Origin of the sequence: Actinomadura rugatobispora, assembly GCF_042656285.1 — a bacterium.
In the GTDB taxonomy this organism is placed as follows: Bacteria; Actinomycetota; Actinomycetes; order Streptosporangiales; family Streptosporangiaceae; genus Spirillospora; species Spirillospora rugatobispora.
Window position 1 is genome coordinate 1 of the sequence record NZ_JBHSON010000055.1, and the last position, 25,378, is coordinate 25,378.

The 25,378-nt window shown below is 71.8% G+C and carries 23 protein-coding genes and 1 pseudogene; 11 read left to right on the plus strand and 13 right to left on the minus strand.

The features are described 5' to 3' along the window. Positions 1 to 363: 363 nt before the first annotated feature. Both ACFPZN_RS33345 and ACFPZN_RS33350 read left to right on the plus strand, forming a co-directional pair. Positions 364 to 1,017, plus strand: a pseudogene (locus ACFPZN_RS33345) (transposase); the annotation flags it as partial. A gap of 105 nt (positions 1,018 to 1,122) precedes the next feature. Further along, positions 1,123 to 1,764: a class I SAM-dependent methyltransferase gene (locus tag ACFPZN_RS33350; protein ID WP_378286283.1), complete on the plus strand. Its 642-nt coding sequence runs from the start codon at positions 1,123 to 1,125 to the stop codon at positions 1,762 to 1,764. A 279-nt stretch (positions 1,765 to 2,043) separates the two neighbouring features. Here the strand turns inward: ACFPZN_RS33350 and ACFPZN_RS33355 are convergent, their stop codons facing one another. Continuing rightward, entirely contained in the window at positions 2,044 to 2,649 is a 606-nt protein-coding gene (locus tag ACFPZN_RS33355) for a hypothetical protein (RefSeq protein WP_378286284.1), read from the minus strand. 59 nt (positions 2,650 to 2,708) lie between these two features. Between ACFPZN_RS33355 and ACFPZN_RS33360 the strand changes: the two genes are divergently transcribed. Beyond that, positions 2,709 to 3,041, plus strand: coding sequence for a hypothetical protein (locus ACFPZN_RS33360; protein ID WP_378286285.1), 333 nt, complete (start codon positions 2,709 to 2,711; stop codon positions 3,039 to 3,041). Here the strand turns inward: ACFPZN_RS33360 and ACFPZN_RS33365 are convergent. Beyond that, on the minus strand, positions 3,038 to 4,141 hold the full coding sequence (locus ACFPZN_RS33365) for a hypothetical protein (RefSeq protein ID WP_378286287.1): 1,104 nt from the start codon (positions 4,139 to 4,141) through the stop codon (positions 3,038 to 3,040). The two genes, ACFPZN_RS33360 and ACFPZN_RS33365, sit on opposite strands and share 4 nt — an antisense overlap. Before the next feature lie 109 nt (positions 4,142 to 4,250). Between ACFPZN_RS33365 and ACFPZN_RS33370 the strand changes: the two genes are divergently transcribed. Beyond that, a complete protein-coding gene (locus ACFPZN_RS33370) occupies positions 4,251 to 7,208 on the plus strand; it encodes a DUF4132 domain-containing protein (RefSeq protein WP_378286289.1) in 2,958 nt (985 codons plus the stop codon). A 344-nt stretch (positions 7,209 to 7,552) separates the two neighbouring features. Next, positions 7,553 to 8,065, plus strand: a complete 513-nt coding sequence (locus tag ACFPZN_RS33375; RefSeq protein WP_378286290.1) for a hypothetical protein — start codon at positions 7,553 to 7,555, stop codon at positions 8,063 to 8,065. Between the two features lie 482 nt (positions 8,066 to 8,547). On the opposite strand, the gene ACFPZN_RS33380 is transcribed toward ACFPZN_RS33375, so the two are convergent. Continuing rightward, a complete protein-coding gene (locus ACFPZN_RS33380) occupies positions 8,548 to 9,972 on the minus strand; it encodes an MFS transporter (RefSeq protein WP_378286291.1) in 1,425 nt (474 codons plus the stop codon). Between the two features lie 423 nt (positions 9,973 to 10,395). Between ACFPZN_RS33380 and ACFPZN_RS33385 the strand changes: the two genes are divergently transcribed. Next, entirely contained in the window at positions 10,396 to 11,145 is a 750-nt protein-coding gene (locus ACFPZN_RS33385; RefSeq protein WP_378286292.1) for a class I SAM-dependent methyltransferase, read from the plus strand. A gap of 44 nt (positions 11,146 to 11,189) precedes the next feature. After that, entirely contained in the window at positions 11,190 to 12,404 is a 1,215-nt protein-coding gene (locus ACFPZN_RS33390; protein ID WP_378286293.1) for a cytochrome P450 family protein, read from the plus strand. Positions 12,405 to 12,458: 54 nt separating this feature from the next. Here the strand turns inward: ACFPZN_RS33390 and ACFPZN_RS33395 are convergent, their stop codons facing one another. Together ACFPZN_RS33395 and ACFPZN_RS33400 are read right to left on the minus strand one after the other, a co-directional pair. Continuing rightward, positions 12,459 to 13,121 carry a response regulator transcription factor gene (locus ACFPZN_RS33395; RefSeq protein WP_378286294.1) on the minus strand — a complete coding sequence of 221 codons (663 nt, stop codon included), beginning with the start codon at positions 13,119 to 13,121 and terminating at the stop codon, positions 12,459 to 12,461. Continuing rightward, positions 13,118 to 14,227, minus strand: coding sequence for a sensor histidine kinase (locus ACFPZN_RS33400; protein WP_378286295.1), 1,110 nt, complete (start codon positions 14,225 to 14,227; stop codon positions 13,118 to 13,120). Before ACFPZN_RS33400 ends, ACFPZN_RS33395 begins: the two co-directional genes overlap by 4 nt. 133 nt (positions 14,228 to 14,360) lie before the next feature. Here ACFPZN_RS33400 and ACFPZN_RS33405 point away from each other — a divergent pair, with 133 nt between their 5' ends. The 3 genes from ACFPZN_RS33405 to ACFPZN_RS33415 all read left to right on the plus strand — a co-directional run bounded on the left by ACFPZN_RS33405 (position 14,361) and on the right by ACFPZN_RS33415 (position 17,197). Beyond that, positions 14,361 to 15,644: an alpha/beta fold hydrolase gene (locus ACFPZN_RS33405; protein ID WP_378286296.1), complete on the plus strand. Its 1,284-nt coding sequence runs from the start codon at positions 14,361 to 14,363 to the stop codon at positions 15,642 to 15,644. 373 nt (positions 15,645 to 16,017) lie between these two features. After that, on the plus strand, positions 16,018 to 16,578 hold the full coding sequence (locus ACFPZN_RS33410; protein ID WP_378286297.1) for a hypothetical protein: 561 nt from the start codon (positions 16,018 to 16,020) through the stop codon (positions 16,576 to 16,578). Between the two features lie 4 nt (positions 16,579 to 16,582). Continuing rightward, entirely contained in the window at positions 16,583 to 17,197 is a 615-nt protein-coding gene (locus ACFPZN_RS33415; RefSeq protein WP_378286298.1) for a hypothetical protein, read from the plus strand. A gap of 26 nt (positions 17,198 to 17,223) precedes the next feature. Here the strand turns inward: ACFPZN_RS33415 and ACFPZN_RS33420 are convergent, their stop codons facing one another. Next, positions 17,224 to 17,469, minus strand: a complete 246-nt coding sequence (locus ACFPZN_RS33420) for a DUF2630 family protein (RefSeq protein WP_378286299.1) — start codon at positions 17,467 to 17,469, stop codon at positions 17,224 to 17,226. 135 nt (positions 17,470 to 17,604) lie between these two features. On the opposite strand from ACFPZN_RS33420, the gene ACFPZN_RS33425 reads away from it, so the two are divergent. Next, entirely contained in the window at positions 17,605 to 19,413 is a 1,809-nt protein-coding gene (locus ACFPZN_RS33425; RefSeq protein WP_378286300.1) for a class I SAM-dependent methyltransferase, read from the plus strand. Here the strand turns inward: ACFPZN_RS33425 and ACFPZN_RS33430 are convergent. The 7 genes from ACFPZN_RS33430 to ACFPZN_RS33460 all read right to left on the minus strand — a co-directional run bounded on the left by ACFPZN_RS33430 (position 19,410) and on the right by ACFPZN_RS33460 (position 25,290). Next, positions 19,410 to 20,048 (minus strand): GTP-binding protein, encoded by a 639-nt coding sequence (locus tag ACFPZN_RS33430; protein WP_378286301.1) that lies wholly within the window; start codon positions 20,046 to 20,048, stop codon positions 19,410 to 19,412. The two genes, ACFPZN_RS33425 and ACFPZN_RS33430, sit on opposite strands and share 4 nt — an antisense overlap. Further along, positions 20,029 to 20,433: a DUF742 domain-containing protein gene (locus tag ACFPZN_RS33435; RefSeq protein ID WP_378286302.1), complete on the minus strand. Its 405-nt coding sequence runs from the start codon at positions 20,431 to 20,433 to the stop codon at positions 20,029 to 20,031. Before ACFPZN_RS33435 ends, ACFPZN_RS33430 begins: the two co-directional genes overlap by 20 nt. Positions 20,434 to 20,439: 6 nt before the next feature. After that, positions 20,440 to 20,856: a roadblock/LC7 domain-containing protein gene (locus tag ACFPZN_RS33440; protein WP_378286303.1), complete on the minus strand. Its 417-nt coding sequence runs from the start codon at positions 20,854 to 20,856 to the stop codon at positions 20,440 to 20,442. Then, positions 20,853 to 23,555 (minus strand): sensor histidine kinase, encoded by a 2,703-nt coding sequence (locus tag ACFPZN_RS33445; RefSeq protein ID WP_378286305.1) that lies wholly within the window; start codon positions 23,553 to 23,555, stop codon positions 20,853 to 20,855. Before ACFPZN_RS33445 ends, ACFPZN_RS33440 begins: the two co-directional genes overlap by 4 nt. Positions 23,556 to 23,609: 54 nt before the next feature. Continuing rightward, on the minus strand, positions 23,610 to 23,957 hold the full coding sequence (locus ACFPZN_RS33450; RefSeq protein ID WP_378286306.1) for a hypothetical protein: 348 nt from the start codon (positions 23,955 to 23,957) through the stop codon (positions 23,610 to 23,612). Positions 23,958 to 23,988: 31 nt separating this feature from the next. Then, on the minus strand, positions 23,989 to 24,528 hold the full coding sequence (locus ACFPZN_RS33455) for an ATP-binding protein (RefSeq protein ID WP_378286307.1): 540 nt from the start codon (positions 24,526 to 24,528) through the stop codon (positions 23,989 to 23,991). Between the two features lie 180 nt (positions 24,529 to 24,708). Continuing rightward, positions 24,709 to 25,290: a PadR family transcriptional regulator gene (locus tag ACFPZN_RS33460; protein WP_378286308.1), complete on the minus strand. Its 582-nt coding sequence runs from the start codon at positions 25,288 to 25,290 to the stop codon at positions 24,709 to 24,711. Positions 25,291 to 25,378: the final 88 nt, after the last annotated feature.

Sequence of the window (25,378 nt, forward strand, 5' to 3'; positions counted from 1 at the left end):
GCAACCAGTCGTCGATCCTCACATACAGTGCGGTGGCGAGGGTGTTCAGGTCTGGGGTCACAACCGACCATGGACACCCTCGCCCCATTTCCGCAGGCGATCCCTTGGAATCAACCGTCTAGTGCGATGACCATGGACGTTCGCCGGGTCTGGTGACACGCCGGTCGACGTCCACGGTCTTGTCGTTGTTGGGCCTCACCCTCGATGCGATGTGGTCGTTGTCGAGGGTGAGGGGCGCAGGCTGTAGCAGATCGTGCGGCGGGGGAAGCACGAGTCGATCCGGGTGCGCCGGGCCATGATCGTCATGGCGTCGGCGATCACCCGCCTGGTGGCCGCGCATGAGGACACGGTGCCGACCGCACCGTGGAGATCGGGCGGGAGCGGCTGCGGCAGATCCTGCACGCTCATGGCATCACCTTCCAGCGCACCCGCACCTGGAAGGCCTCCACCGACCCCGATTTCGACGCCAAGCTCGACCGGATCGAGCACGTGACCAGCCGGTTCCCGGACCGGTGTTTCGCGTTCGACCAGTTCGGGCCGTTGTCGATCCGGCCCTGCCACGGCACCGGCTGGGCCGACGAGGGGCGGCCGGACCGGCTGCCGACCACCTACACCCGCGCCCACGGCGTCCGGTACTTCCACGGCTGCCATTCCCTGAGCGACGACACCCTGTGGGGCGTCACCCGCCGCGGCAAAAGCGGCGCCAACACCTTGGCCGCACTCAAGAGCATCCGGGCCTGGGCGGCCCGCAACAACGTCGAACTCTGTCTCACCCCGACGTATGCGTCGTGGACCAACCCGATCGAGGCGCACTTCGGCCCGCTGCGCATCTTCGTGCCGGGTAACTCCAACCATCCCAACCACCCCGTCCTAGCCCGCGAGTTGCGGGCCTACCTGCGGTGGCGCAACACCAACGCCCGTCATCCCGATGTGCTGGCCGCCCAACGCCGCGAACGCGCCCGCGTCCGCAGCGAACGCCAGCACCGCTGGGGCCGGCCACACCCCAAGGCCGCGTGATCGCACCTGGCGAACCTTCATGGTCATCGCACTTGTAGGGGCGATCTTCATGATCGACAGCCCCGGCCCGCGCCGGAGGTTGACGGATTGGCTACCGTGTCGCCCATGCCTGACACCTGGCTGTCCGATACCCGCTCCTCGTACGACACCGACGCCTCCGGATACGCCGAGAAGGTGCGTGGACTGCTCGGTGAGAGGCCTTACCTACGCACGAGCCTGGCGTTGTTCGCCGAGTTGGTGCACGGTGCCGGAGGCGGGCCGGTCGCCGATGTCGGCTGCGGGCCGGGCTATGTCACCGGCTACCTCCACGACCTCGAAGTGGACGCGTTCGGCATCGACATCTCGCCGGAAATGATCGCCATCGCGCGGCGCGACTACCCCGGCCTACGCTTCGAGGTCGGGACGATGACCGACCTCGACCTGGCGGACGATTCAGTCGCCGGCGTACTCGCGTTCTGGTCCGTGATCCACGTGCCCGACCACGCCATGCCCGGCGTGTTCGAGCAGTTCCGCCGAGTGTTGCGCCCAGGGGGTCCGCTACTGGTCGGCTTTCACGTCGGTGACGAGACACGACATACGTCCGAGGGCTACACGGGTCGCCCGATCAACGTTGACAGTCACCACCGCCGGCCGAGCAAGATCGCGGGCTGGCTTCGTGACGCGGGGTTCACGATCGAGGCCGAACTGGTCATCGGGCCGGACGAGGACGGCCCGGGAGCCGTCATCTTCGCGCGCAGCCAAGCCTGACCGCACCCACAGGACGGCACCTGTGAAACCCAGGTGCCCCGCCGCGCGATCTGCCGCAGCCTGCGGCCTTCATCCTCGGTCAGCCGACGTGCCCGCACCGGCTCAGCCACCCCCACCACCTCACCCTCAACAGCGATCTCGTCGCCATCGGGGGTGAGGCCCAGCAACGACCCGACCGTGGACCTCGACCGGCGTGTCCCGACCCGGTGAACGTTCATGGTCACCGCACTAGGGCTTACCCGGACCCGTCCTGCGATCGTGGGACGGGTCCAGGCCAGCTCAGTGAAGCTGGTGCCAGTGCCACGGTGGCGACGGCGCGCCGGTCGCATCGCGGCCATAGCGCCATTGCCCGGCGTCCACGCGCAGGGGCGAGTAGTGGTCCCGCAACGGCGTCCGCACGCTGAACCTTCCGGTGTTCCAATACCGCTGGAGCAGCACATCCGCTGCTTGGTCGGCGCCGACCTCCCGAAGCGTCTCCACGCAACGGTTGCTGAGCAGTGTGAGGTCTGCTCTGTGGGCGTAGCCGTCGGCCAGGAGACTCACCGCTCGGTGCCGTCCCTCCTGATGCCGGTTCAGCAGGTCGTCGTGGTCAAGCACGAGGATCTGGTCAACGATGCGATCGGCCAGCGTCCTCGCCTCGTCCTCCGCGCCCGCGTCCAGGAGAGCGACGAGCAGCCGGACGGCCTCGGACCAGATGCCCCTTTCCCCCCAGGGCCGGAGAGCACCACGCGGCGGCCGGGCTCCCGGGTCAGCAGCACTCCGATCGCCCGTTCGCACCCCTGCCTCCTGGAGGGCGCCCAGCAGCGCGACCGCGGGCCTCGCCGCCCACCGCGCCGACGGCGCGCCGGGAGCCGTCCTCGTCGGGGCGAGCGCCGCCAGCACCACGTTGAGCCTCTACCTCGCCGCCGTCGACGCCTACCGCTAACGCCCTATCCTCGTGTGCCATGCCCAGTGCCAGGTTCTTCTTCGATGCGGGATCGGGCGGGGTCTTGTGGGCCATCACGCCGGAAGACCGCGACGTGTGGGGATATCCGGTCGACCTGGACCGGCTGCCGATCAGCCGACCCCTCCGCGAGGAGCTGGAGAGCTTGGTAGCGCGGTACGACACGTCATTCAACTGGGACTACCCACCGGATCCGGGGCCGTGGCGGGAAGGGGAGTGGCGCCAGTTCAACGAGGCGGTGCGTCAGGCCCTTGGCCGTCTACGCACGGAACTCGGACCGGCATGGCAGATCGATGACGAGTTCTCCACGCGAACCGATGACTCGGGACGCTAGGGGGCGTCGGGCAGGTCGAGGAGTTCGGCGAGCGATCTCGCCAGGCCGGCGGTTGCGGGGTCGGTCGCCTTCAGTCCGATGGCGATCGCCTGGTGGGCGAACGGCGAGGAGAGCACGCTCTGGTAGAGACCGCGGATGACGGGCAGGCGGTGGCTCCATTGGGCACGTTCGGCTTGGTCGCTGCGCAGGAAATCGTCCACGAACATCAGGGTCTGCAGCCGCCTGAGCGTGGGCGGCCGCGCGAGGACGCGCTGGGCGTACGCGGTCAGGATCGTCTCGGCAGCGGAGAAGGTGAGGATGGAGGTTGTAGGGAACTCGCGGTCGCACATGGCGATCAGAATCCAGCCGGCACCGTTCAGCACATCGTCGTCGGCGGGGGCGGTGGTGAGCGCGGCGGCCAGGTCTCCGGTCTCTGCGACGATGTCGGCGATGTAGACGTCGAGGAAGGACCCCTCGCAGGCCTCGCGGACGAGCCAGTCCTTGATGTGCCGGTCCACCGTGGCGCCGCGCATGTGCGTGATCGCGTCGATCCGAGCCCATCCCGTGCGCTTACGGGCCATCTCGAACAGCGCCTCGTAGGGACGGGACTGCGAGCCGGCGAGAGCGTCCGCGGCGCAGCAGCAAGGACCCTCCAGGAGGCTCAAGGTGAGGATGGTGTCCCGGTCGTCGTCGTTCCCGGCGATCCCCAGGAGCAGTAGCCCCAGCTCGACCGCGCCGATGTGGGCCCCGGTCCTGGCGAGCCATCGTCCCAGCGTTCGGAGGCGATCCTCGGAGAAGTCGTCGCGCGCCAGGATCCGCGCCCGCAGCTCGCCACGCTCATGCATCAGATGCAGCTGCCGCAGCAGTTCGTCCAGCCGCAGGAGCATCTCGCGGCTGGGAGGCCAGTCGGTGAGCACACCGCTGAGGGCGCCGAGCAGTGCGTCGAGATCGGATCCGGTCGGTGAGCGCGGACGATCCGCCGTGTGCGAGTCGGGCCCGGGGAAGCCGTCCCCCGGCGGCGGCCCGGAGTCGGACGACCGCAGCAGGTGCCTGACGTGTTCGTAGTAGGAAGGCCCGTCCCCGATGGGGTCGCCGAGCGTTCGCCATTCCGGGGCGTTCACCGGAGCGCGGCCTGAGTGCCCTTTCGCCTGAGCATGATTCCGATCATGCCACACGGTCCCGCACGCGTTACGCATGATCTTGTCGGGCGTTGGGGCTACGTTGCCCCGCATGACCCAGAACGAGGACCTTCTCACTCTTCCTGATGATTGGCGCGTCACCCTCCATCCGCGTCGTGGCGGGACTCCCGGCCCCCCGCTCGAACTCGCCCCGGACGCCGCCTCCACCGTTCAGCAGTGGGTGAAGGAGTCGCGCGACGAGATCGACCATCTGCTCGGCGCCCGGCCGAGTCGGGGGGACCTGGTCGGATCCGCCCGCGCGCACCTGCGGGGCGAGGCGAACCCGCAGGGTGCCGCCGTACTCGCGGCCGTCCTGGCCGCGGAGTGGCCCCTGCAGGACGACTACGAGTACGACGAGGAACCCTTCGCCACCTTCGCGGACGCGTGGATCGCCGAGTACGGCCTGGTGTTCGCCGCCGAGGCCGCGGTCGAACTCAGCGGCGTCTTCGTCGACGGTTACGAATGGCGGGAGCGGAAGCACTGGCGCCATCTCAAGAACCGCCGCCTGGACAAGCAGGACTCCGGTTACAACCGCGGTCTGGACTGCCTCGAAGAGGTCGCGGGCCGCGTTCGCGCCTTCCTCGCGGCCGCCGACGAGCCGGAGTACGAGCGCGTCGTCAAGGCACTGGGCGAGCGCCGCCATGACGGCATGCGACGCCTGACCGCCGCGTACCTGGTGCCGACGCAGACCGCGTGGGTCGACGAACTCTGCGCGACCCTGCCCCAGTTGCAGCCGCACACATGGATGATGGTGCTGCGCACGATGGGGTCGGCCGACCATCTCGCCACGCTGCTCGCCCGTGAGCGCGGGTGGTACTGGCTCGACGGCAGGCCGGGCGTGCTCTCCACGGCCGTCGACGGCGTCGGCCCGGCGCTGGCCTCGACGCTGGCCACCGTCGCCGACGAAGAGACCGAGACCGGACGCGACCCGTACGAGTTGTTGCGGGCGCTCGGTGTGCTGGCGACGGACGAGGCGTTCCGGCTTCTGGTGGACCGCCTCGACCGGCCGCGCGTGCACAAGGCCATGATCGAGACGGCTCGCCGCTTTCCCGAGCGGGCGGTGCGGCTGCTCGGCGAGGCGGCCGCGTCGGGTCCCGCGTCGATCTCCGCCTACGCCGTCCGGCTGCTGCGCGACCATGTGGCGGCCCATCCCGACGTCACCGCCGCCGTTCTGCCGCGGCTGCCCGCCGCGGTCCGCGACGCCGTCGAGTCGATCGACGAGCTGGCGGCCGGGTGGGCGCCGGTGACCGGCGCGGAGCCCCTGCCACGGCTGCTCATCGAGCCGCCGTGGACGCGCGAGCGTCCCAGGTTCAAGCGGGTGACCGTCAAGGGACTCCAACCTCTGACCACCAAAGTGCCAGGGGAGCCGGAGGAACGAGCGGCGGCCCGCGCCCTCATTCCCATCGCGCTGGGCAAGACCGGCCCGCAGCGTTTCAAGGCGGAGGCCGCCCTTCGGCGCATCGCCGAGGAAGTGGTCCTTGAGGTGGCCGGTGAATACGGCGCCAAGGCCGCGAAGGCGGTCAGGACGCTGCTCGCAGCCGACCCCCTGGACGACCTTCCGGCCGCGATGCCCCGGCGGGAGGTCTGGCAGGATCCGCACCTTTTCCCCCAGGTGCTCCTCCGGGAGAACGGCCTGGCGCTTCCCGCCGACGCGCTCGACCACATCGTCGCCATGCTCTCCATCTCCGAGCCCGACAAGCCGTACGCGGGCCTCGAGGTCGTCAAGGAGATCTGCGACCCCGCCTCCCTCGCCGAACTCGCCTGGCGGCTGTTCGAGCTGTCGGGCCTGCGCGGGCAGACCTACAGCTCGCAAGACCGCAACTGGGTGCTGACGGCCCTCGGGTCGTTCGGCGACGACGAGACGGTGCGCCGACTCACGCCGGTGATCCGCGCCTGGCCGGGCGACGGCGGCCACCACAAGGCGGTCAGGGGCTTGGACGCCCTGCTCGCGATCGGCAGCGAGGTGGCGCTGATGCACCTCCACGGCATCGCCACCAAGGTCAAGTACAAGGGCATCAGGACGAAGGCGCAGGAGCGGATCAACGCCCTGGCCGAAGAACTCGGGTTGAGCGCCGAACAGCTCGGCGACCGGCTGGTCCCCGACTTCGCGCTGGACGAGACGGGCGGGATCTTCCTCGACTACGGGCCGCGCGGCTTCACCGTGGGCTTCGACGAGCAGCTCCGGCCGTACGTCGTCGACGACACCGGGCGGCGGCGCGCGAGCCTCCCCAAGCCGGGCGTCCGCGACGACCAGGAGCTGGCCCCGGCCGCCCACAAGCGGTTCGCCGCGCTGAAGAAGGACGTCCGGACCGTGGCCGGCGAGCAGCTCCGGCGCTTCGAACGGGCCATGGTCACCCAGCGCCGGTGGACCGCCGAGGAGTTCCGGACTCTGATCGTCGAACACCCGCTGGTGTGGCACGTCGCCCGGCGGCTGGTGTGGATCACCGAGGACGGCCGCGCGCTGCGCGTCGCCGAGGACAGGTCGCTCGCCGACCTCCAGGACGACGAGCTGACCCTGACCGAGGCGACCCGGGTGCGGGTGGCCCACCCGCTCCACCTGTCCGGCAGGCTGGAGGACTGGGCCAAGGTGTTCGACGACTACGAGATCACCCAGCCCTTCCCGCAGCTGAGCCGCCCCACGTACGCGCTGACCGAGGAGGAGCGCGCGGGTACCGAGCTGGAACGCTTCCACGGCATCACCGTGCCGGTCGGCACGCTGGTCGGCATGGAACGGCGCGGCTGGCAGCGAGGCAGCGCCGAGGACAACGGCATCCAGGTCAGCGTCCTCCGGGAACTGCCCGGCGGACGAGCCCTCGTCATCAGCGTCGACCCGGGCATCGCCGTCGGTGACATCGGTTACTGGCCCGAGCAGCGCATCGACCGCGTCTGGCTCAACCAGGGCGCCCACCTCAGCTGGCGGACCGAGTCCCGCCCCCTGCCGTTCTCCGAACTGGACGCGCTCACCGCTTCCGAAGTCCTCGCCGATCTCGTCGAGCTGACCACCCCCTGACCCCGCCCCGCGCCTGCCACGGACGCCGCCGCCGCGTCCCTACCTGGTCAGTGGTCACAGGCGAAGACGACGGCCTGGATGCGGTCGCGCAGGTCCAGCTTGAGTTTTGGTGGTGGCCTCGCCGTTGGACAGGCCGCGCGAGTAGGAGGAGTACTTCGCGTTCGCGGTCGGTGAGCCGGTCCAGGCGGCGGCGGGCGACGGACGGGCCGAGCAGTCCCTCGCCCGCGGCGACCGTCCGCCCCCGGCTCGGCGACCGCAGCCGCCGCCTGGACCAGACCACCCAGCCCCGCACCGCCGCCGGCGGCACCTGGAACCGTTACCCCCACCCGCAAAGGAACAGCTCGATGAGCTTGATCGCCCAGCACGGTCCCGCGTGGACCCGTATCGACTACCACCAGTTCTTCCTCATGGAACCGGAGCATCAGGATTTCGTGCCCGAGGAGGCCGGACGGCTCATCTCCCCCACAGGCGAGGCGGTCATCGTGCACACCGGAATCGCTGGCGGCAACGTCGCGGTGCACATCGAGATCCACGACCACGAGCCGCCCTTGGACGATGCGGACTGGGAAGAGGTCGCCGAGGCCAGCATGCAGGTGGAAGAAGGCTCACTCATGGTGCGCTGTCTGATGGAAGATCCGCCGGACCTGCCGGTGCTCACTCCGGCCGGGCCAGGCCCCTACCGGGTCCGCGCACACGCTCGCGGCCGCGACATCGCCTACGACGGATGCGAGTCGCGATCACAAGAGGTCTATCTCTTCCAGATCTGGTCGGCTCCCTACCTGCCGCTGCACGTGCTCAAACAGACCGACCTGTGCGGCAAAGGCCTGCGCCGCCCCGCACACCCCGCCGAGGAGTAGCTACCCCGGCAACGCTCGTTCCGGCTTGAACCGACGCGCAGTCCGCCGGGCCCCCGGCTCAGCGCAACGGTGTTGCGGAATCCGACTCGCGCCAGGTCATAGCAGCTGGTGGCGCACAGGACGTCCAGCGCGCCATCTGGGCGGATCACCGTCAGGAGGTGGTTGGCCGTGCGCCAGTCTCCCAGGTCGGGCTCGTCGACATTCAGGTGCGCCACCGCGAACCCGACCGACGAGCCGGCCCTGTTGTGACGGCTCGGCTCCAGCGTCATCCGTTCGACGCGGCCACCATGGCCTCGTCTCTCGAAGCAGCGCCGGGACTTGATCCATCGAAACCCGTCAGGCCGGAACTCCTCGGCCATGCACAACGCCGCCGCGTGAAGAACATCGGCTGGTCGATGGGCGCCTGCCAGCGGGCCTGCCACGTCGTCGCCCCACGTGATCATGTCCAGATCACGCCGTCGCCGGGCGGGGCCCCTGGTCGCTCACGCCGTCTGCAGCCTCCTTCGCATCGCTACGGCCAAGGGGGCGGTCGACAGGATGATGACCGTGCTCAGCACCAGGGCCCACCTCCAGCCGTCGACCATCGCTCCCGGGGTGTCGGGACCCCCTTGGGCGGCGGTGACAGCGACGGCCAGGGAGGTCAGCATCGCCACCCCCAGGGCGATGCCCAGTTGCTGCGCGGTGTTCAGCACGGCCCCCGCGACGGCCTTGTGATCGGCGGGCACGCCGTTGTTGGCGGCGATGCTGGCGACCACCACCACGATGATGTGCCCGAACGAGTTGAGCGAGGTGGCCCCGAGCACGAGCCACAGCCCTCCGCGCTCGGGCAGGACGGCCAGGGCCAGCATGCCGAGCGCCGTGGCGGCGATGCCGAACAGCAGCACGCGGTCCGGGGACCAGCGCTTCAGGAACCTGTCGGTGAGCGTGCCGGTCAGGACGGCGACGGCGCCCGAGAGGGAGAACGCCAGGCCGGTGGCCAGCGCCCCGAGGCCCAGGACCTCCTGCAGGTACAGCGTCAGGACGATGAGCATGCCGCCGTGGGCGGCGCCCATCGCCATGGCGGTGAGGTTCGCCCCGCCCACGGCTCCGGTCCGGAACAGCGACAGCGGCAGCAGAGGTGAGGAGCTGCGGCGTTCACGCAGTACGAACAGCAGCGCGAGGCCGGCGCCGACCACCAGCAGCGACGCCGTGTACCCCCAGGACCTCTCGGGCCCGGCCTCCTCGAGGGTGTAGACGATGCACGCCATCGCCCCGGCTGACAGCAGGCCGCCGGGGATGTCCAGCTTCCTGCTGCCGTCGTGGACCCGGCTCTCGGGGAGGCGGCGCACGGCCAGCGCCGCCGCGCCGATCACGATGGGCACGTTGATGAAGATCGTCCAGCGCCAGCCCAGGAACTCGGTGAGCAGGCCCCCGCCGATCATGCCGCTGACGAACCCGGTGGACAGGATCGCGCCGTAGATCCCCAGGGCCCGCTCGCGTTGCGGCCCCTCGGGAATGGTGGCGGTCAGCAGGCCGAGGGCCGACGGCGCGATGAATCCGGCGGCCAGTCCCTGCAGGACACGGCCGGCGACCAGGACGGCCGGGTTCCACGCGGCGCCGGCCAGCATCGACGCCGCGCCCAGCACCAGCAGGCTGACGACGAACACCCGCCTGCGCCCGTAGAGGTCCGCGATGCGCCCGGCCAGCAGGAGCATCGCGGCGAAGGCCAGCGCGTACGCCGACAACACCCAGCCCACCGAGCCGGGGTCGAAGCCCAGTTCCCCGGTCATGGCCGGCACGGCGACGTTGACGATGGACAGGTCCAGTGCCACCAGGAACTGCGCGGCACAGATCACCAGCAGGCCCAGCATGGGCAACGCGGCCGGGCCGGCCTCCGTGCCGTCGACGGTGTCGCTTGCCTGGGTCATCGAGAAGCTTCCTCTCTCGTGCCATCGAAAGCGTGACGATCGGTGTGCGCCCTAGGCCGTCACCATCAAGACTAAGACGATAGTGACGCTGGGCGCGAGGAGGACGTTGGACGACGCCCGCGCCCGACACGCTGGAGCCGGTCCGCGGACTGTCGACACCCGAGTACATCTACCGCCGTGACGAGCCGGAAAACGAAGGACGCGCCGGCCGCTTCCGCGCGGGGCCTTGTCGGGTTCGTCCGAGCCGGAGGCGCTGTCCGGGTCACGGTTGCGGGGACGGATCCCGGATCCGGTTGCGCAGCGGTTAACCATTTGGGACAGCACCAAACCCCGCCAGATCTGACAATTCTCTCACATCGGGTTAGTTGCCCATTTGTCGGTTATGTGTCCCCGTCAACGAGTGACGCGAAGAATGGAGGACTCGTGACAGGGACGCAGTACGACAAGACCGCCGGTGTCTACGAGGACAGCCTCAACGTCCTCACCTACCCCGCCTATGTCGAGGAGCCGACGTACACGGCGGTCATCGGGGACGTGCGAGGACGCGACGTCCTGGATCTCGGGTCGGGTACCGGCATCTGGACCCGCCGGATCAAGCAGGCCGGAGCCGGCCGTGTCGAGGGCGTGGAGGTCTCCGCTCCCATGGTCGACACCGCCCGGGACAAGGAGCGCGAGGAACCGCTCGGCATCACCTACCACGTGGCCGATGTCTCGCAGGGCTTGGCGGGCGGCCTGGCGGGCGGCTTCGACCTGGTCACCGCCATCAACGTCCTTCACTACAGCTCCAGCCGGGACGAGGTCGCCGGCATGTGCGGCACGGCCCGGAGCGCGCTGCGGCCCGGCGGCCGTTTCGTAGCGACCTGCGCGAACTGGGACATGCCCGACGACACCGAGTACTACCGGCCCTATGGGCTCACCTGCACCGTGCCGGCCGACCGCGAGGAGGGGACCAAGGCGCTGGTCGAGACGACGATGGGCGGCGAGCACATCGCGCTCAACTTCTATCTGTGGCGGCCCGAGACCTATGCGGCCGCTCTGCATGCGGCCGGGTTCACCACGCTCCGCTGGCATGACTGGCAGGTGTCCCCGGAAGGCATCGAGAAGCACGGCGCCGCGCACTGGGAACGCTTCCTCGCCATTCCCTCCATTCACCTGGTGGAGGCCTATGCGTGACGAAGTAACCCCTGTTCTTCGAGAGAGATGGAGGAGGCGTGAGGATGTCTGAGATCGTTCGGCTGGACGACGCAGGCACGGATATCGACGGGGAGGGGGCGGAACTGCGGCGGCGCGGGCCGGCCGTGCTGGTGGAGTTGCCAGGCGGGGTGCGCGCGTGGGCGGTCAGCCGTTACGAAACCCTCCGGCGGGTGCTGGCGGATCCGCACGTGTCGAAGGACGCGTACAAGCACTGGGGTGCCTGGATCTCGGGGGAGGTGACGCACGACTGGCCGTTGAGCAACTGGGTGTCGGAACGGAACATGTCCACGGCCCACGGGGACGACCACAAACGGCTGAGGTCGCTGCTGTCGTCGGCGTTCACGGCGCGGCGGACGGCCGAGCTGAGGCCGGTGGTGGAGGCGATCACGGGACGGCTGCTGGACGACATCGCGCGGACACCGGCCGGGGAGTCGGTGGACCTGCGGGACAGGTACGCGTTCCCGGTGCCGATCCAGGTGATCTGTCACCTGTTCGGGGTGCCCGAGGAGCAGCGCGGGGAGCTGCGCTCGAAGGTGGACGCGCTGTTCGACAGCGCCATCACCGCCGAGGAGAGGGAGGCGAACACCGTCGCGAGTCACGAGTGGTTCGCGAACCTGGTGGAGCTGAAGCGAGCGGCACCGGCGGACGACCTGACCAGCGCGTTGATCGCGGCGATGGAGGATCAGCCGGGAGCGATGAGCGAGACCGAACTGATCGACACGCTGATCGGGATGCTGTCGGCGGGGCAGGAGACGACGGTCAATCTCATCGATCACGCGATCGCGGCGCTGCTCACCCATCCGGACCAGCTCGAGCAGGTGCGGTCGGGAGAGCTGTCGTGGAGTGATGTCACCGAGGAGACGTTGCGGTGGCAGGCACCGGTGCCCTACCTGCCGTTGCGGTACGCGGTCGAGGACATCGACGTGGACGGGGTGACGATCCGGAAGGGCGAGCCGATCCTGGCGGCGTACAGCGCCGCCGGCCGCGATGCGGAGAAGTACGGCGACCGGGCGGACGAGTTCGACAGCGGCCGGGAGACGAAGCAGCACCTGACGTTCGGGAACGGCGCCCATTACTGCATCGGGGCGCCGCTGGCGCGGTTGGAGGCGCAGATCGCGCTGCCGGCGCTGTTCGAGCGGTTCCCGGACCTGCGGCTGGCGATCCCGGCGTCCGAGCTCAGGACGACGCCCACGTTCCTGTCCAACGGGCACACGGAGCTGCCGGTCCTGCTCAGCTGAGAAGCTGCGCTTCCTTCACGCGCCCTCGCCGGACGCCGCCGCGGCGCTACCGGGTCACGGGTTCGGGCGGACGAGGCCGTGGTCGTAGGCGAAGACGACGGCCTGGATGCGGTCGCGCAGGTCCAGCTTGGCGAGGATGCGCTTCACGTGCGTTTTGGTGGTGGCCTCGCCGACGTGCAGGGCGCGGGAGATCTCGCCGTTGGACAGGCCGCGCGCGAGTAGCAGGAGTACTTCGCGTTCGCGGTCGGTGAGGCGGTCCAGGCGGCGGCGGGTCGGTTCGTCCGGCGGGGCGGGCGAGGTGCGGGCGAACTCGTCCAGCAGGCGGCGGGTGACCGACGGGCCGAGCAGTCCCTCGCCCGCGGCGACCGTCCGCACGCCTTCGATCAGCGTCTCCGGCGGGGACCGTTTGAGGAGGAAGCCGCTGGCCCCGGCGCGGACGGCGGCGAAGACGTACTCGTCGAGCTCGAAGGTGGTGAGCACCAGGACGCGGGGTTCCGGGCCGCGCGCGGTGATCTCGCGGGTGGCGGTCACGCCGTCCATGACGGGCATGCGCACGTCCATGAGGACGACGTCGGGGGCCAGGTCGCGCGCCAGCCGCACGGCCAGGGCGCCGTCGGACGCCTCGCCCGTGACGGTGATGTCGGGCTGGGTCTGGAGCATCATGCGCAGCCCGCCGCGCATCAGCTCCTCGTCGTCGGCGAGCAGCACCTTGATCACGTGGACCGTCCCGGGACTCGGACTTCCACGCGCCAGCCGCCGGCGGGCGCCGGGCCCGCGTCGCAGGTCCCGCCGAGCCGTTCGACGCGCTCGCGCATGCCGGTCAGGCCGCGTCCGGGGACGTGCGGCGCGGGGGTTCCGTTGTCGGTGACGCGCAGGGTGATCTCCTCCTGGTGGTACGACAGGGTGATCCGGACTTTCGTGGCGGACGCGTGCCGGACGACGTTGGTCAGCGCCTCCTGCGCGGCGCGGTACAGGGCGCGGCGGACGGGTTCGTCAAGGGGTGTGCCGTCGACGGACAGTTCGGCCGTGAGGCCGGTGGGCAGGCCGTCCACGAGGGTTCGCAGCGCGTCCGCCAGGTCGGGGGGCGGGCCGTCGGCGGCGAGCAGGCCCAAGACCTGGTCGAGGTCGGCCATGGCGGCGCGCCCGGTGTCCTCGATGCGGCGCAGCGACGACCGGACGTCGGGGTGCTCGCCGCCCAGCGCGAGACGGGCGGCGCCCGCGTGCGTCACCATGACGGTGACGGCGTGGCCGACCGCGTCGTGGAGTTCGCGTGCCAGGCGTGCACGCTCGTCGGCGAGCGCGCGCTCGCGCGAGGCCGCCGCCCGTTCCTCCTCGTGTGCGCGCAGCACGCGTGCCGTCTCCCAGCGGGAACGGTTGGAGGCCCCCACCGTCCACGCGACGCCGTGCAGCACCGCGCCCAGGACGAGCGCCTCCATGTTCTGGAAAGCGAGTGCGGCGAGGGCGACCAGGACGGGCGGCACCGACAGCGCGACCGCATGGGGGCGGGTCTGCGCGACCATCGTCAGGGCCAGCGCGGACGCCGCCGACAGGTTGGTCAGCGGGAGGTCCGCCAGCGCCACGGCGGCGGTCGCACCGGCGGCGCCCCACAGGGCGGCGGCCGGGGCGAACCGGCGGCCCGCGATCGCCGCGAACCAGACGACCGCGGCGGCCCGCGCCACGGGCGGCCCGTGCAGCACCGACGCGGTGGCGTCGGACTCGCCGATCGGGATGGTCGCCGACGTGTAGGCCACCAGGACGTCGATCGCCACCCAGCGCCACCGGCGATCGGCCCGACGGTCCGGCCGCCACCGGGTGAGGTCCATGACGGTCAGCGTACGGAAGGTCGGTGATCTGCGGAATCACACCGGAGGCGGGCGCTTCGTCCCCCTGCGGGGGGACGGATCCGATCCCGGCCGGGGGACGATCCGCGAGCCGTCCCGTTCCTAGCGTCGCGGCATGACGAACTCCCCTTCCACGGGCCGCCGCGTCGCCGGCTGGTCGCTTCTCCTCCTGACCGTCGTGCTCGGCCTGCCGCTGGCGGCCGCCGCGTTCCTGCTGGCCGCGGCGGTCCGGGCCGGGCTGGTGCCGAGCGCCGTGCTCGCGCTGGCCGCCACCGTCCTGGTGTGCGGGCCGGCCGCCCGCCTCGGCGCCCGGCTGGCGCTGCGGCGGCGACGGCGGCTCGCTGCCGCGCTCGTGACCGGCGGCATCGTGGCCGTCGTGGTCCTCGGCTCCGCGCTGACCGTCTTCCGGCCGCTCGGCGTCGCGGCCGGTCCACTTCCCTCCCAGGACACCCGGTATTGGGGGCTGTCCACGGGTTCGCGGATCGCCTACACGCTGACGCTCGGCACCGGGACGCGGCGGCCGGAACCGGTCGTCCGGCTGCACGGCGGCCCCGGAACGCCGGGCACCGGTCCGGACGACCTCGACCGGCACCTGGCCGCCGAAGGCTTCGACGTCTACACCTACGACCAGCTGGGCTCCGGACGGTCCCAGCGGCTGGACGACCCGACCGGCTACACCGTGGCCCGGCAGGTCGCAGACCTGGAGGCGATCCGGCAGCGGATCGGCGTGCCGCGGCTGATCCTGGTGGGCGGCTCGTGGGGCGCCACGCTCGCCGCCCGCTACATGGCCGCGCACCCCGGCCGCACCGCCCGTGCCGTGTTCGTCTCCCCCGGCGCGCTGTGGGCGCCGGAATGGGAGAGGTCCGGCGAGGGCGAGATCTGGGACCGGCTCACCCCCGCCCAGCGCGCGGCCATGGACGCGCTGGAGGCCCGCCCCAAGCTGATCGCCTGGTCGCTGCTCACGGAGGCCAACCCGCGGGCGGCGCACGACCTGATGCCGGACGAGGAGATCGACCCGCTGTTCGACCGGCTGCTGGCCACGGTCGGATCGGCCGCGACCTGCCGTCCCGGACGGCCCTTCGCCGAGCCGTCGTCCCGGTCGGGCTTCTACGCCAACCAGATGACCTCGGCCGACGCGCTCACCGTGCCGGATCCGCGGCCCGTCCTGAGGCGCGACCGGACGCCCGCGCTCGTCCTGCGCGGCCAGTGCGACTACAAGCGGTGGGAGATCGCCCGCGAGTACCGGGACACCCTGCCGGGCGCGAAGCTCCTGTACGTGCGGGGTGCGGGCCATGTGATCGAGGCCGAGCAGCCTGCGCTCCACCGCGACGCGATCACCGCGTTCCTCACCGGCGGGCCGCTGCCGCTGGCCCCGCACACCGGATACGGCCTCCCATGACCGACGAGTCAGGGCACCGCGGCGAGAGCCTTGCCCAACACCGTCACCTGGGTGTCCGACATCTGCGACACCGGCCCGCCCCCGGCCGCGGCCTGGAGCGTGCCCGTGACGGTCCGGTTGCGGTCCCGGACGCTGACGGTGACCCAGTTGGGAGCCGAATTGATCGAGTAGAGGCAGTCCGCGGGGACGTTCGGGCATGTCCGCAGGCCGCTGGTGCCGTCCTTTGAAGGCCGTCCCCCTGCCTGCAGTTCACCTGCCGGGGTGAATGCCCTGGATATGTCCTCGCCCGGGTGTGCTGTTATGTTGGCGTCGCGATCGGGGGATCGGGTGGAGCGCCCTCGTGCCTCCCTGCTCCAAGACGGAGGCTCGCAGCGTGCGCCGGTTCCTTGTCGCCCTCTCGGCCGCGTCCCTGCTCCCGCTCGCCGCGTGCGGGGGCGGCGGGTCGCCGGGCGCCGCCGAGTCCGAGGCGCCGCCGCTGTCGGAGGTCAGTCCGATGGCCCCGCCCCCGTCCAGCACCCGGACGCCCGGTCCCGAACTGAAGGCGGCGTGCCCGCTGCTGCCGCCGGGGCGGCTGGTCTCGGTGCTGGGTGCCCGCGATCCGAAGCCGCACGAGGACCCGGGCGGTCCCCTGGCGCGCACCTGCCGGTACGTGTCCACCAGCGGCGGGATGTTCCTGATCGTCGGGACCGAGCCCGCCAACGGCACGGCCGACGAGATGGCCTCCCGCGTCATCCGGCGCTACAGCGGGTCGCTGGTGAAGGTCTCCGGGGTGGGGGACGCCGCGTACTACCAGAACGGGCCCGGCGGCCAGACCATGGTGGTCACCCGGGCGGAAGGCCCCCAGATGCGGACGATCACGTTCAGCTGCCGCTTCCCGGGCGATCCCAAGGACAAGCTCGTCGTGCTGCTGCGCGGCGTCCTGGAAAGGATCTGATCCGGTGGCCGTCGGATGGCGCGGCGCGGGGCTCGCCTTCGTCCTTTGTGTCGCGGGGTGCGGGGGCGGCGACGCAGACGCCTGGGCGACGCGCGGGGCGGCGGTGCCCGTTCCGAACGAGCCGCAGCCGACCCGCTCCCCCGACGCGTCGGTCGTCGGGGTGGACGGGCTGCGGGTCGCGCTGGAGGGGCGCGTGGCGGCGACGGCGGGGCTGGTCCGTCCGCTCAAGTCCGACTGCGACACCACCGTGGCCACGCCGTCGTTCACCTGCCGCGTCACCTTCATGGACGAGGTCGTCACCTACCGCGTGACCACCGAGGCCCGGGGGACGAACTCCTTCACCTGGAAGGCCCAGGCGGACGCGATGGTCGTCACGCGCACCGGGATCCAGGCCGCGGTGTGGCGCACGTACTCGCCCCGCGCCACCGCGATCAGGTGCGACGCCTTCCCCGAGCGCCAGCGCGCGGCGCCGCGGGCGGTGCTGCCGGGCCGCTGCTACGTCAAGCCGACGCTGAGCGATCGGGCCTTCGGCCGCGACTCCGGGAACGCCGCCCGCACGGTCGCCGTCAAGATCAGCGTCTATGACGGCTCGCTCGGGCTCACCGAGCAGACCCAGTAGCGATCGCGAGATCCCCGAGAAGCTCGCTATTGGCGGTAGTTCTCCACCTGCGAGGCGGGCCTGACCTGGGCGTCATCGGGATTCTGGCCCGCCTGGACGCGGGCGCGGCGCTGGCGGAGGAGGTCCCAGCACTGGTCGAGGGCCACCTCCAGCTCCTTGAGGCGCCGGTGCTCCTCGGCGTCGGACGGGCTCTCGTGCTCGTGGCGGGCCCGCAGCTCGCGCTCCTCGTCGACGAACGCGCGGATGCGTTCGAGGATGTCCTTCTCGTCCATCGGCCCCTCCGTTCCGTGACCACCGGTCACCTGCACCACCGAATTATCCCTGGATCTCAGAGCTTTCCCGAAATCGGTCGCTAAGGATCTTTACTCTTGTCAGCAGGCTGACAGGAGAGCGTGCTGGGGGCGGGGATGCGCGGAGCGAGGACAAGCGGCCTGCTGCTCGGGGCCGCCGCGGTGGGATTCGTCGCGGACGCGCTGTGGCGCCGCACCCGGGCCAGGTCCCTGGCGACCGCGCCGTCGGCCGCGCCCGACACCCCCGAGGGCGCGTACCGGCTGGTCCGCGCGGCCGGGGTGCGGGTTCCCGAGCCCGACCTGCGCGCCGCCCGCGCCCACGCCGCCGACCAGGGACTGGACGTCCTCGACCTGGTCCCCGCCCGCCTCGACACCGCCCGCGCGCTCGAACTGCTGCTCCTGGCGCCCCGGCGGGCGAACCGGATGGCGCGCGGCGCGACCGCCGGGCACGCGCTGCTGGTCTCCGCCGACGTCCACCGCCGCGCCGAGGTGACCGGCGACGCGCTCACCTACAACGAGATGGACGAGCTCGCGATCAGGCTCCGCAGGTACGCCCCGGTCACCACCGACGCGGTGATCGTCCCCGGCCTGGCGCCCGTGCCGTGCACGCCCGCCGAGCGGCGGGCCGTGCTGCGGCGGCGCTGGCTGTCGCACCTGCCGACGTACCTGACCGGCAACCTCCTCGCGCTCGGCGGGCTGGGCGCGCTCGCGGCGCGCCGTCCCCGCTGGGGCGCCGCCGTGCTCGCCGCCGCCTGCGCCCAGCCGTACCTGGCCACCCTGTGCACGCCGCTGCGCCCGCACGACCGCGCCCGGTTCTCCCTGACCCGGCCGGTCGCCGCGCCCTACCGCTGGGCCCGCGTCGCCATCGCCCCGGAACACCCCGACCCGCGGATCGAACGGGCCCGGGACGGATACGCCGCCGACATCGCCGAAGGCGTCGAACGCTTCCTCCTGCCCGCCGCGACCGCCTGCCCCTGGTGCGCCGGCACCGACCTCCGCAAGCTCCTGACCAGCGGCGAGTACCAGCGGAACAAGCCGGGCACCTTCCGCCTCGACACGTGCCGATCCTGCGGCCACGTCTTCCAGAACCCCCGGCTCAGCACCGAGGGCCTCGACTTCTATTACCGCGACTACTACGACGGCCTGGGCGCGGAAGAGGTCGAGGACGCGTTCCGCGTCAGCGGCCACTCCTACAAGGGACGCGCCACGATGGTGAGAGGCCACGCCGTTCCCAAGGCGTGGCTGGACGTCGGCGGCGGCCTCGGCCATTTCTGCTCCTACGCCCGCGACATCTGGCCGGACACCCGATTCGACGCCCTCGACATGGGCGCGGGCATCGTCCAGGCGGAGAAGCAGGGCTGGGTCGACCGCGCGCACCGGGGCTTCTTCATCGACAAGGCAGCCGAACTCGCCGGGCGGTACGACGTCGTCAGCATGCACCACTACCTGGAGCACACCCTCGACCCGGCCGCCGAACTGGACGCCGCCGCTAAGGTCCTCCCGGCGGGCGGCCACCTGCTCGTCGAGGTGCCCGACCCGCAGTCGCCGTTCGGGCGGCTGGCCGGACGCTGGTGGCACAACTGGCTCCAGCCCCAGCACCTGCACCTCATCCCGTTCGGCAACCTCGTCCAGGCCCTGCACGAGCGCGGCCTGGAGGTCGTGGCCGTCGACCGGGGCACCGCCCACCAGCGCGCCGACGCGCTCCCCGCCCTGATGGTGATGCTCAACCGGCTCGTCCCCGACCCGGACCGGCCCTGGCGGCCCGCCGGACGGCGCCGCCTCCGCGTCGCCGTCCGCACCGCCGCCTACCTGGCCGCGCTGCCGCCGCTCGCCGCCGCCTTCGCCGCCGACCAGCTCGCCAGCGCCGTCATCGCCAGGACCGGCGGCGCCAACGCCTACCGCGTCCTCGCCCGCAAGACCGGTTAGCGGGCCGGGACCGCGCCCCCGTTCCCGGTGTGGGACGCCGAGCGCAGCGCGTGCTCGATCAGCCCCACCAGCACCTCCTTGGCCGACCCGGGACGGCGCGCGTCGCACAGGATGATCGGGACCTGCGGGTCCACGTCCAGCGCGGCCCGGATCTCCGGTCCGTCGTAGCGTTCGGCGTCGTCGAAGCAGTTCACGGCGATGACGAACGGCGTCCCGCGCCGCTCGAAGTAGTCGATGGAGGCGAAGCTGGCCGGCAGCCGCCGCGTGTCGGCCAGCACCACCGCGCCCAGCGCGCCGCGCGACAGCTCGTTCCACATGAACCAGAACCGCTCCTGGCCCGGCGTCCCGAACAGGTAGATCGCCACGCCGTCCCGCAGCGTGATGCGGCCGAAGTCCATCGCCACGGTCGTGGTGCGCTTGGCGGCCACGCCCTCGATGTCGTCCACGCCGACACCGGCGTTGGTCAGCTTCTCCTCGGTGCGCAGCGGCCGGATCTCGCTGACCGCGCCGACCAGCGTGGTCTTGCCGACCCCGAAGCCGCCGGCCACCAATATCTTCAGCGCCACCCGCGGCCCGTCCGCGGCACCCGGATCGGGAGCCGCGGCGGGGGCGGGATCAGAGCGCGCGTAGCTCATCGAGCACCCTTCTGAGCAGGTTCTGGTCGACCTGCGCGGTCGGCGGCTCCCACTGCTGCACCGCGAGCAGGCCCTGGGCGAGCAGGTCCCCGGCCAGCACCCGGATCACGCCGAGCGGCAGGTCCAGTTCGGAGGCCAGGTCCGCGAGCGTGTACGGCCGCCGGCACGCCGCCAGCATCCGCCGCTGCTCGCGCGACAGCCGGGTCAGGTCGGCGGGCGCGTGGCCGGTCGCCACGATGATGGCCACGATGTCCAGCGGTTCTCCGGCCGGGACGGTCCGGCCGCGCGTCATCGCGTACGGGCGGACGATGGGACCGGCGGCCTCGTCCAGCCACCGCTCCCGTCCCGGCCCCTGGGGAGGACCCCCGGTGGTGCTTCCTTCCATGCGGGGTCACCCGGAACCCGATCCGCTCGGTCTCAGCCCGGTCGACAGTTGCCGATGCACCCGCTTCACCAGCATCGTCATCTCGTAGGCGACCAGGCCCGCGTTGGCGCCGATATCGCTCAGCAGCGCCAGGCAGCTGTTGCTCCCGGCCGCGACCACGAAGAACAGGCCCTTCTCCATCTCCACGATCGTCTGCCGGATCTCACCCGAGTCCAGGTGCGGCTGCGCCCCGATCGCCAGGCTGTGGAACCCGGCGGCCAGCGCGGCCAGATACTCGGCGTCCTCGCGGGCGACCTCGCTGGAGGCCCCCATCACCAGGCCGTCCCGGGACAGGACGACGACCTTGCGCACCTGGGGCACCCGGCCGACCAGATCGTCCAAGAGCCAGGCGAGCCCTGCCGTTCCGTCCGATGGAGCGCTCATGACGGTCTCCCATCTGCAGTGAACCCGTTTCCAGTGAAACCGTCTCCGGGGAAGCCCTCCCCTGTGAACCCGGCGCGTCCGGCCGGGCCCTCGTCCTCCTCGCGGCCGCGGAGCCAGCCCGCCTGCAGCGAGGCGAACAGGTCGCGGGACGCCTCCGCCGAGCGGTCCTCGGCGAAGGGGATGCGGGTCCCCTCCGGCGGGGTCGCGCCGGGCGGCTGCGGCGGCGCGACGTTGCGCAGCTCCGGTGCCAGGCTCGCCTGCCGGACGCGGCGCGGCAGCGGGGTGCGGCCGCTGCCGGTGCCGGTCACCTGCGGCGGCGACATCGGCGGCGGCACGTACGGGTGCCGGTCCTCCGGCTCGGGCAGCGGCCTGGTCCACGACTCGGGCGTCCACGAGCCCGAGCCGTCGGAGATCCCGGCGACCGGGACGTCGGGGGCCGGGAAGTCGTGGGCCGGGGCGCCGGTGGCGCCGGCGACCGGGATGTCGGTGATCCCGGCCACCGGGCCCGGCGAGGCCTCGGGGGACGGGCGCGGCCCCGGCAGCACCGGGCGGTCGGGGACGGGCGCCGACAGCTCGGCGTTGTTGCCGGGGCCCGGCGAGGGGTTCCGCCAGACCTCGGCCTCGATCGTCTGCGCCGGGTTCGGCACGCCGTTCCGCCCGCCCGGCGCCTGGATCGCCGGCGGGCGGCCGGGGTCCTGCGGCCGGGCGATCGGGGCGCGCTCGGGACGCCGCGGCGCGTCGTCCTCGGGGCCCTCCACGTCCACGATCAGCTCGCGCGGCACCAGCACGACCGCGCTGATGCCGCCGTACAACGACGGCTGGAGCGCGACCTTGACGCCGTGCCGGGCGGCGAGCCGGGACACCACGAACAGGCCGAGCCGGTCGCTGTCGGCCAGGTCGAACTCCGGCGGGCGGGCCAGCCGCATGTTCAGCGCGTCCATCTCGGCCGGCTCCAGGCCGATGCCGCGGTCCACGATGTCGATCGCGAAGCCGTTGGCGCCCATCTCCCCGCGCACCAGCACCTCCGTCGGCGGCGGCGAGAACACCGTGGCGTTCTCGATCAGCTCGGCCAGCAGGTGGATGATGTCGGCCACCACCTCGCCGATCACCGCGGCCTGCGCGGACACCACCACGACCTCGACCCGGGTGTAGTCCTCCACCTCGGCGACGGCGGCGCGCAGCACGTCGTCCACGTGCACCGGACGGCTCCAGCCGCGGCCGGGCGACGCCCCGGACAGGATGACCAGGCCCTCCGCGTGCCGGCGCATGCGGGTGGTGAGGTGGTCCAGCCGGAACAGGTCCTCCAGCGCCTTGGGGTCGGAGGCGCCGCGCTCCATCTCGTCCAGCATGCTGAGCTGGCGGTGCAGCAGCGACTGGCTGCGCCAGGCGACGTTGAGGAACACCCGGCTGATGCCCTTGCGCAGATGCGACTCGCTGACGGCGGTCTCGATCGCGGTGCGCTGCACCCGGTTGAACGCCTCGCCGACCCGCGCCACCTCGGTCGTCTTCCCGACCTCCAGCGGCGGGGCCTCGGCCGCCACGTCCACCTCCTCACCGCGCCGCAGCCGGGCGACCACCCCCGGCAGCCGGTCCTCGGCCAGGTTCAGCGCGGCCCGCTGCAGCCCGCGCAGCTCGCGGGACAGGCTGCGGGCGGCCAGCAGCGACAGGATCACCGACGCCACCACGGCCAGCAGCCCGAACCCGCCGGCCAGCGCCAGCCGCAGCACGATCCGCTCACCGATCGGCTGCGCCATCTCGTTCAGCGACAGGCTGGTCTGGGTGACGGCCTGCTCCCACGCCTGCGACAGCCGCGGCGTGGTCGCCGGCCAGTTCGCCGCCTCGCCCGGCAGCCGGTTGCCCGGGGCGGCGGCGATCGCGCCCTCCATCGCCCGGACGTCCTTGAAGCCCTGGGACGCGGCGAGCCGTTCCAGGGGCGCGCGCAGCTCGTCGTCCAGGTCGTTCATCCCGGCCTGCCACTCGCGGCGCCCGAGGGCGACCGACTGCACGAACGCCAGGTGCTCGGCCGGAGTGAACCGGCCGTCCCTGGCCAGCGCCGCGGTCACCAGCGCGTCCTCGCGCAGCATGAACGCGCGGGCGTTGCCCAGGCTGATCAGCGCGCGGCCCTGCTCGAAGATGGCCAGATCGTTGACGATCACCAGGCCGCTGAAGACCTGGATGATGCTGTCCAGCATCAGGCTGTAGGCGTCGATGATCTGGAGCGTCTCGGCACCGCCCGAGTCGACCTGGGCGCGCAGCGCGGGCAGCGTGTCCAGCCGCTTGAGCGCCGCGGCCAGCCGCTGCTCGCTGCGGGCGTCGGCGGCGTCGCGGGCCTCGGCCGACAGCGCGGTGCGGCGGAACGACGCCTGGACGCCGTCCGCCCGCTTGCGCTGCGCCTCCAGCCGCTGCCGCTCCTGCCCGTCGCCGCCGGCGCGGCCGCCGGTGCTGAGCGCGACCACGCTCAGCTGCCGTTCCTGCTGGAGCTGGTTCACCAGGTAGATGCCGGGCAGGCTGATCTTCTCGTAGGTGTCGGAGAAGTCGTACTTGTCGAGCGCGTCGCCGAGCGTGATGCTCGCCGCGAACCCCCACAGCCCGATCAGCGACAGCAGCGGGACCAGCAGCAGCGCGGTGATCCGCAGCCGTATCGGGCGCCTGCGCGGGCGCTTGCCCGGCGGCCTTTCCTGGTGATGTCGGCTGGCCATCTCATCACGTCCTCGGGGATGGGGTCGATGGGGACGGGGTCGGTGGGGACGGGGTCATGGCGGGTCCTCCTCGCCGCGCGGACGGGAGGCCAGGTGACGCAGCCGCTTGGAGATCAGCACGACCGCCTCGGCGTGCCCCCGCCCGGCCTGCTCGCGCGTCGTGTACTGCCCGATGTCGGCGTGCGTCGTCAGATCGGAGACGATGGTCTGCCATAGCAAGGGCCTTCCGTTCGAGGCGAATCCCTGATCGACGACGGTGAACCAGGTGGAGACCACGACCACCTCGGTCCCGACATGGATGACGTCCTGCGCCAGGAGGCGCGCCCCTATGTCGAGCAGCAGCCGCTGAGCCTCGTCCGAGGTGGCGCGCCCACCGTCCGCGCGGTACCAGTCCACGGCCATGACCATCCCCAGGAAGAAGGGAGAAGGGCTTTCAGGGAACGGGCGGCCCGGGTGCGGGCCACGCGGTCAGCTCGCACCACACGCACTTGCCCGACACGGTCTGGTCGGTGCCGTGGCGGTCGGCGATGGCCGCCACGAGGAACCAGCCGCGGCCGGTCTCGTCCATCAGGTCGACGCGCCTGACCCTGGGCGGGAACGGGCTCGGGTCGTGCACCTCGATGCGCAGCCGGGGCCCGGCGCGGAGCACCGTGAGGCGGAGCGTGGACCTGGGCGTGGCGGCGTGCCGCACCGCGTTGGTGACCAGCTCGGAGACCAGCACCTCGGCGTCCTCGCGGACGTGCTGGACGGCGCGCGCCGTCACCAGCGCCCGCATGAACGCGCGGGCCCGGGGGACGGAGGCGTGCACGGCCGGCAGTTCGAGCTCGTCCAGGGGTCTGAGCCTGGACGGGCCGGGCGCCGGAGCCGGGCTCGGGGCCGGGGACGCCGCCGGGTCCCGGGGGTCGGGGATGAGGGGGTCGGGGGTCTGTTTCGCCTGGTCAGTCCTGGCGATGGTGGGGGGTTCGGCCGACATGGGGGACGCCTCCTCGGAAGGGGCGCAGTGACCGGGGCGTCCGGCGCGGAGGGCACGCCGGAATCCGCGGATCACCGGATGTGGGCACCGATGCCGCGTGGACGCGCGGCGGGAAGATGATCGGTGAGGGGGGAGCCGGGCGGCCGGGACGGGTCATGGCGGGTGTCGTGACGACGGCCCTCATGACGGGTCGGACCCCTCGGCGTGCGCGGCCGCGCGCTCGCGCAGCAGCTGTGCGGTGCTCCTGAACCAGTCGTGGTTCTCCTGCTCGAACCGCCGCCCCCGGAGGCAGGTGAGGTACGGTCCGATCGGTTCGCCCTGCCGCAGGAAGGTCTCCTCGTCGAGATCCCCGCGCAGCCGTTCCAGGGTGCGGTCGAACAGCGCGACCTTGGCCGCGGCGGCCAGCGCGCGCTCCTCCAGCTGGGCGATCACCGCGGGGACCTGGATGTGGTCCACGGCCTGCACCATGACCAGCAGGTCCTCGCGGATGAGCCCGGGCTTGGCGGGCACGGTGGCGAACCGCTCCAGCTCCTCGATCCCGGCCGGTGTGACGGTGTAGACCCGCTTGTTGGGCCGGTCGTGCTGGATGACCTGGCGTCCGGAGATGAGCCCTTCCGACTCCAGCCTGCTCAGCTCGGTGTAGAGCTGCTGAGGGACCGCGTGCCAGAAGTTGGAGACCGCCACGTCGAAGATCTTGGCCAGCTGGTAACCGCTGTACTCACCGTCGAGCAGTGCCGCGAGCACCGCGTGGCGTAGCGCCATGGATCGCCCTCTCCCCGGTTGGTTCAGGGTAGTGTCAGAGCTTACTAGTCAAAAACATGACTAGTAAGGACTTCAACTAAAAAGGGCA

Excerpts from the sequence above, each read along its gene's own strand:
- ACFPZN_RS33350 (WP_378286283.1), top strand. The coding sequence starts at position 1,123 with ATGCCTGACACCTGGCTGTCCGATACCCGCTCCTCGTACGACACCGAC.
- ACFPZN_RS33360 (WP_378286285.1), top strand. The coding sequence starts at position 2,709 with ATGCCCAGTGCCAGGTTCTTCTTCGATGCGGGATCGGGCGGGGTCTTG.
- ACFPZN_RS33370 (WP_378286289.1), top strand. The coding sequence starts at position 4,251 with ATGACCCAGAACGAGGACCTTCTCACTCTTCCTGATGATTGGCGCGTC.
- ACFPZN_RS33375 (WP_378286290.1), top strand. The coding sequence starts at position 7,553 with ATGAGCTTGATCGCCCAGCACGGTCCCGCGTGGACCCGTATCGACTAC.
- ACFPZN_RS33380 (WP_378286291.1), bottom strand. The coding sequence starts at position 9,972 with ATGACCCAGGCAAGCGACACCGTCGACGGCACGGAGGCCGGCCCGGCC.
- ACFPZN_RS33390 (WP_378286293.1), top strand. The coding sequence starts at position 11,190 with ATGTCTGAGATCGTTCGGCTGGACGACGCAGGCACGGATATCGACGGG.
- ACFPZN_RS33400 (WP_378286295.1), bottom strand. The coding sequence starts at position 14,227 with ATGGACCTCACCCGGTGGCGGCCGGACCGTCGGGCCGATCGCCGGTGG.
- ACFPZN_RS33405 (WP_378286296.1), top strand. The coding sequence starts at position 14,361 with ATGACGAACTCCCCTTCCACGGGCCGCCGCGTCGCCGGCTGGTCGCTT.
- ACFPZN_RS33420 (WP_378286299.1), bottom strand. The coding sequence starts at position 17,469 with ATGGACGAGAAGGACATCCTCGAACGCATCCGCGCGTTCGTCGACGAG.
- ACFPZN_RS33425 (WP_378286300.1), top strand. The coding sequence starts at position 17,605 with ATGCGCGGAGCGAGGACAAGCGGCCTGCTGCTCGGGGCCGCCGCGGTG.
- ACFPZN_RS33430 (WP_378286301.1), bottom strand. The coding sequence starts at position 20,048 with ATGAGCTACGCGCGCTCTGATCCCGCCCCCGCCGCGGCTCCCGATCCG.
- ACFPZN_RS33435 (WP_378286302.1), bottom strand. The coding sequence starts at position 20,433 with ATGGAAGGAAGCACCACCGGGGGTCCTCCCCAGGGGCCGGGACGGGAG.
- ACFPZN_RS33440 (WP_378286303.1), bottom strand. The coding sequence starts at position 20,856 with ATGAGCGCTCCATCGGACGGAACGGCAGGGCTCGCCTGGCTCTTGGAC.
- ACFPZN_RS33445 (WP_378286305.1), bottom strand. The coding sequence starts at position 23,555 with ATGGCCAGCCGACATCACCAGGAAAGGCCGCCGGGCAAGCGCCCGCGC.
- ACFPZN_RS33450 (WP_378286306.1), bottom strand. The coding sequence starts at position 23,957 with ATGGCCGTGGACTGGTACCGCGCGGACGGTGGGCGCGCCACCTCGGAC.
- ACFPZN_RS33455 (WP_378286307.1), bottom strand. The coding sequence starts at position 24,528 with ATGTCGGCCGAACCCCCCACCATCGCCAGGACTGACCAGGCGAAACAG.
- ACFPZN_RS33460 (WP_378286308.1), bottom strand. The coding sequence starts at position 25,290 with ATGGCGCTACGCCACGCGGTGCTCGCGGCACTGCTCGACGGTGAGTAC.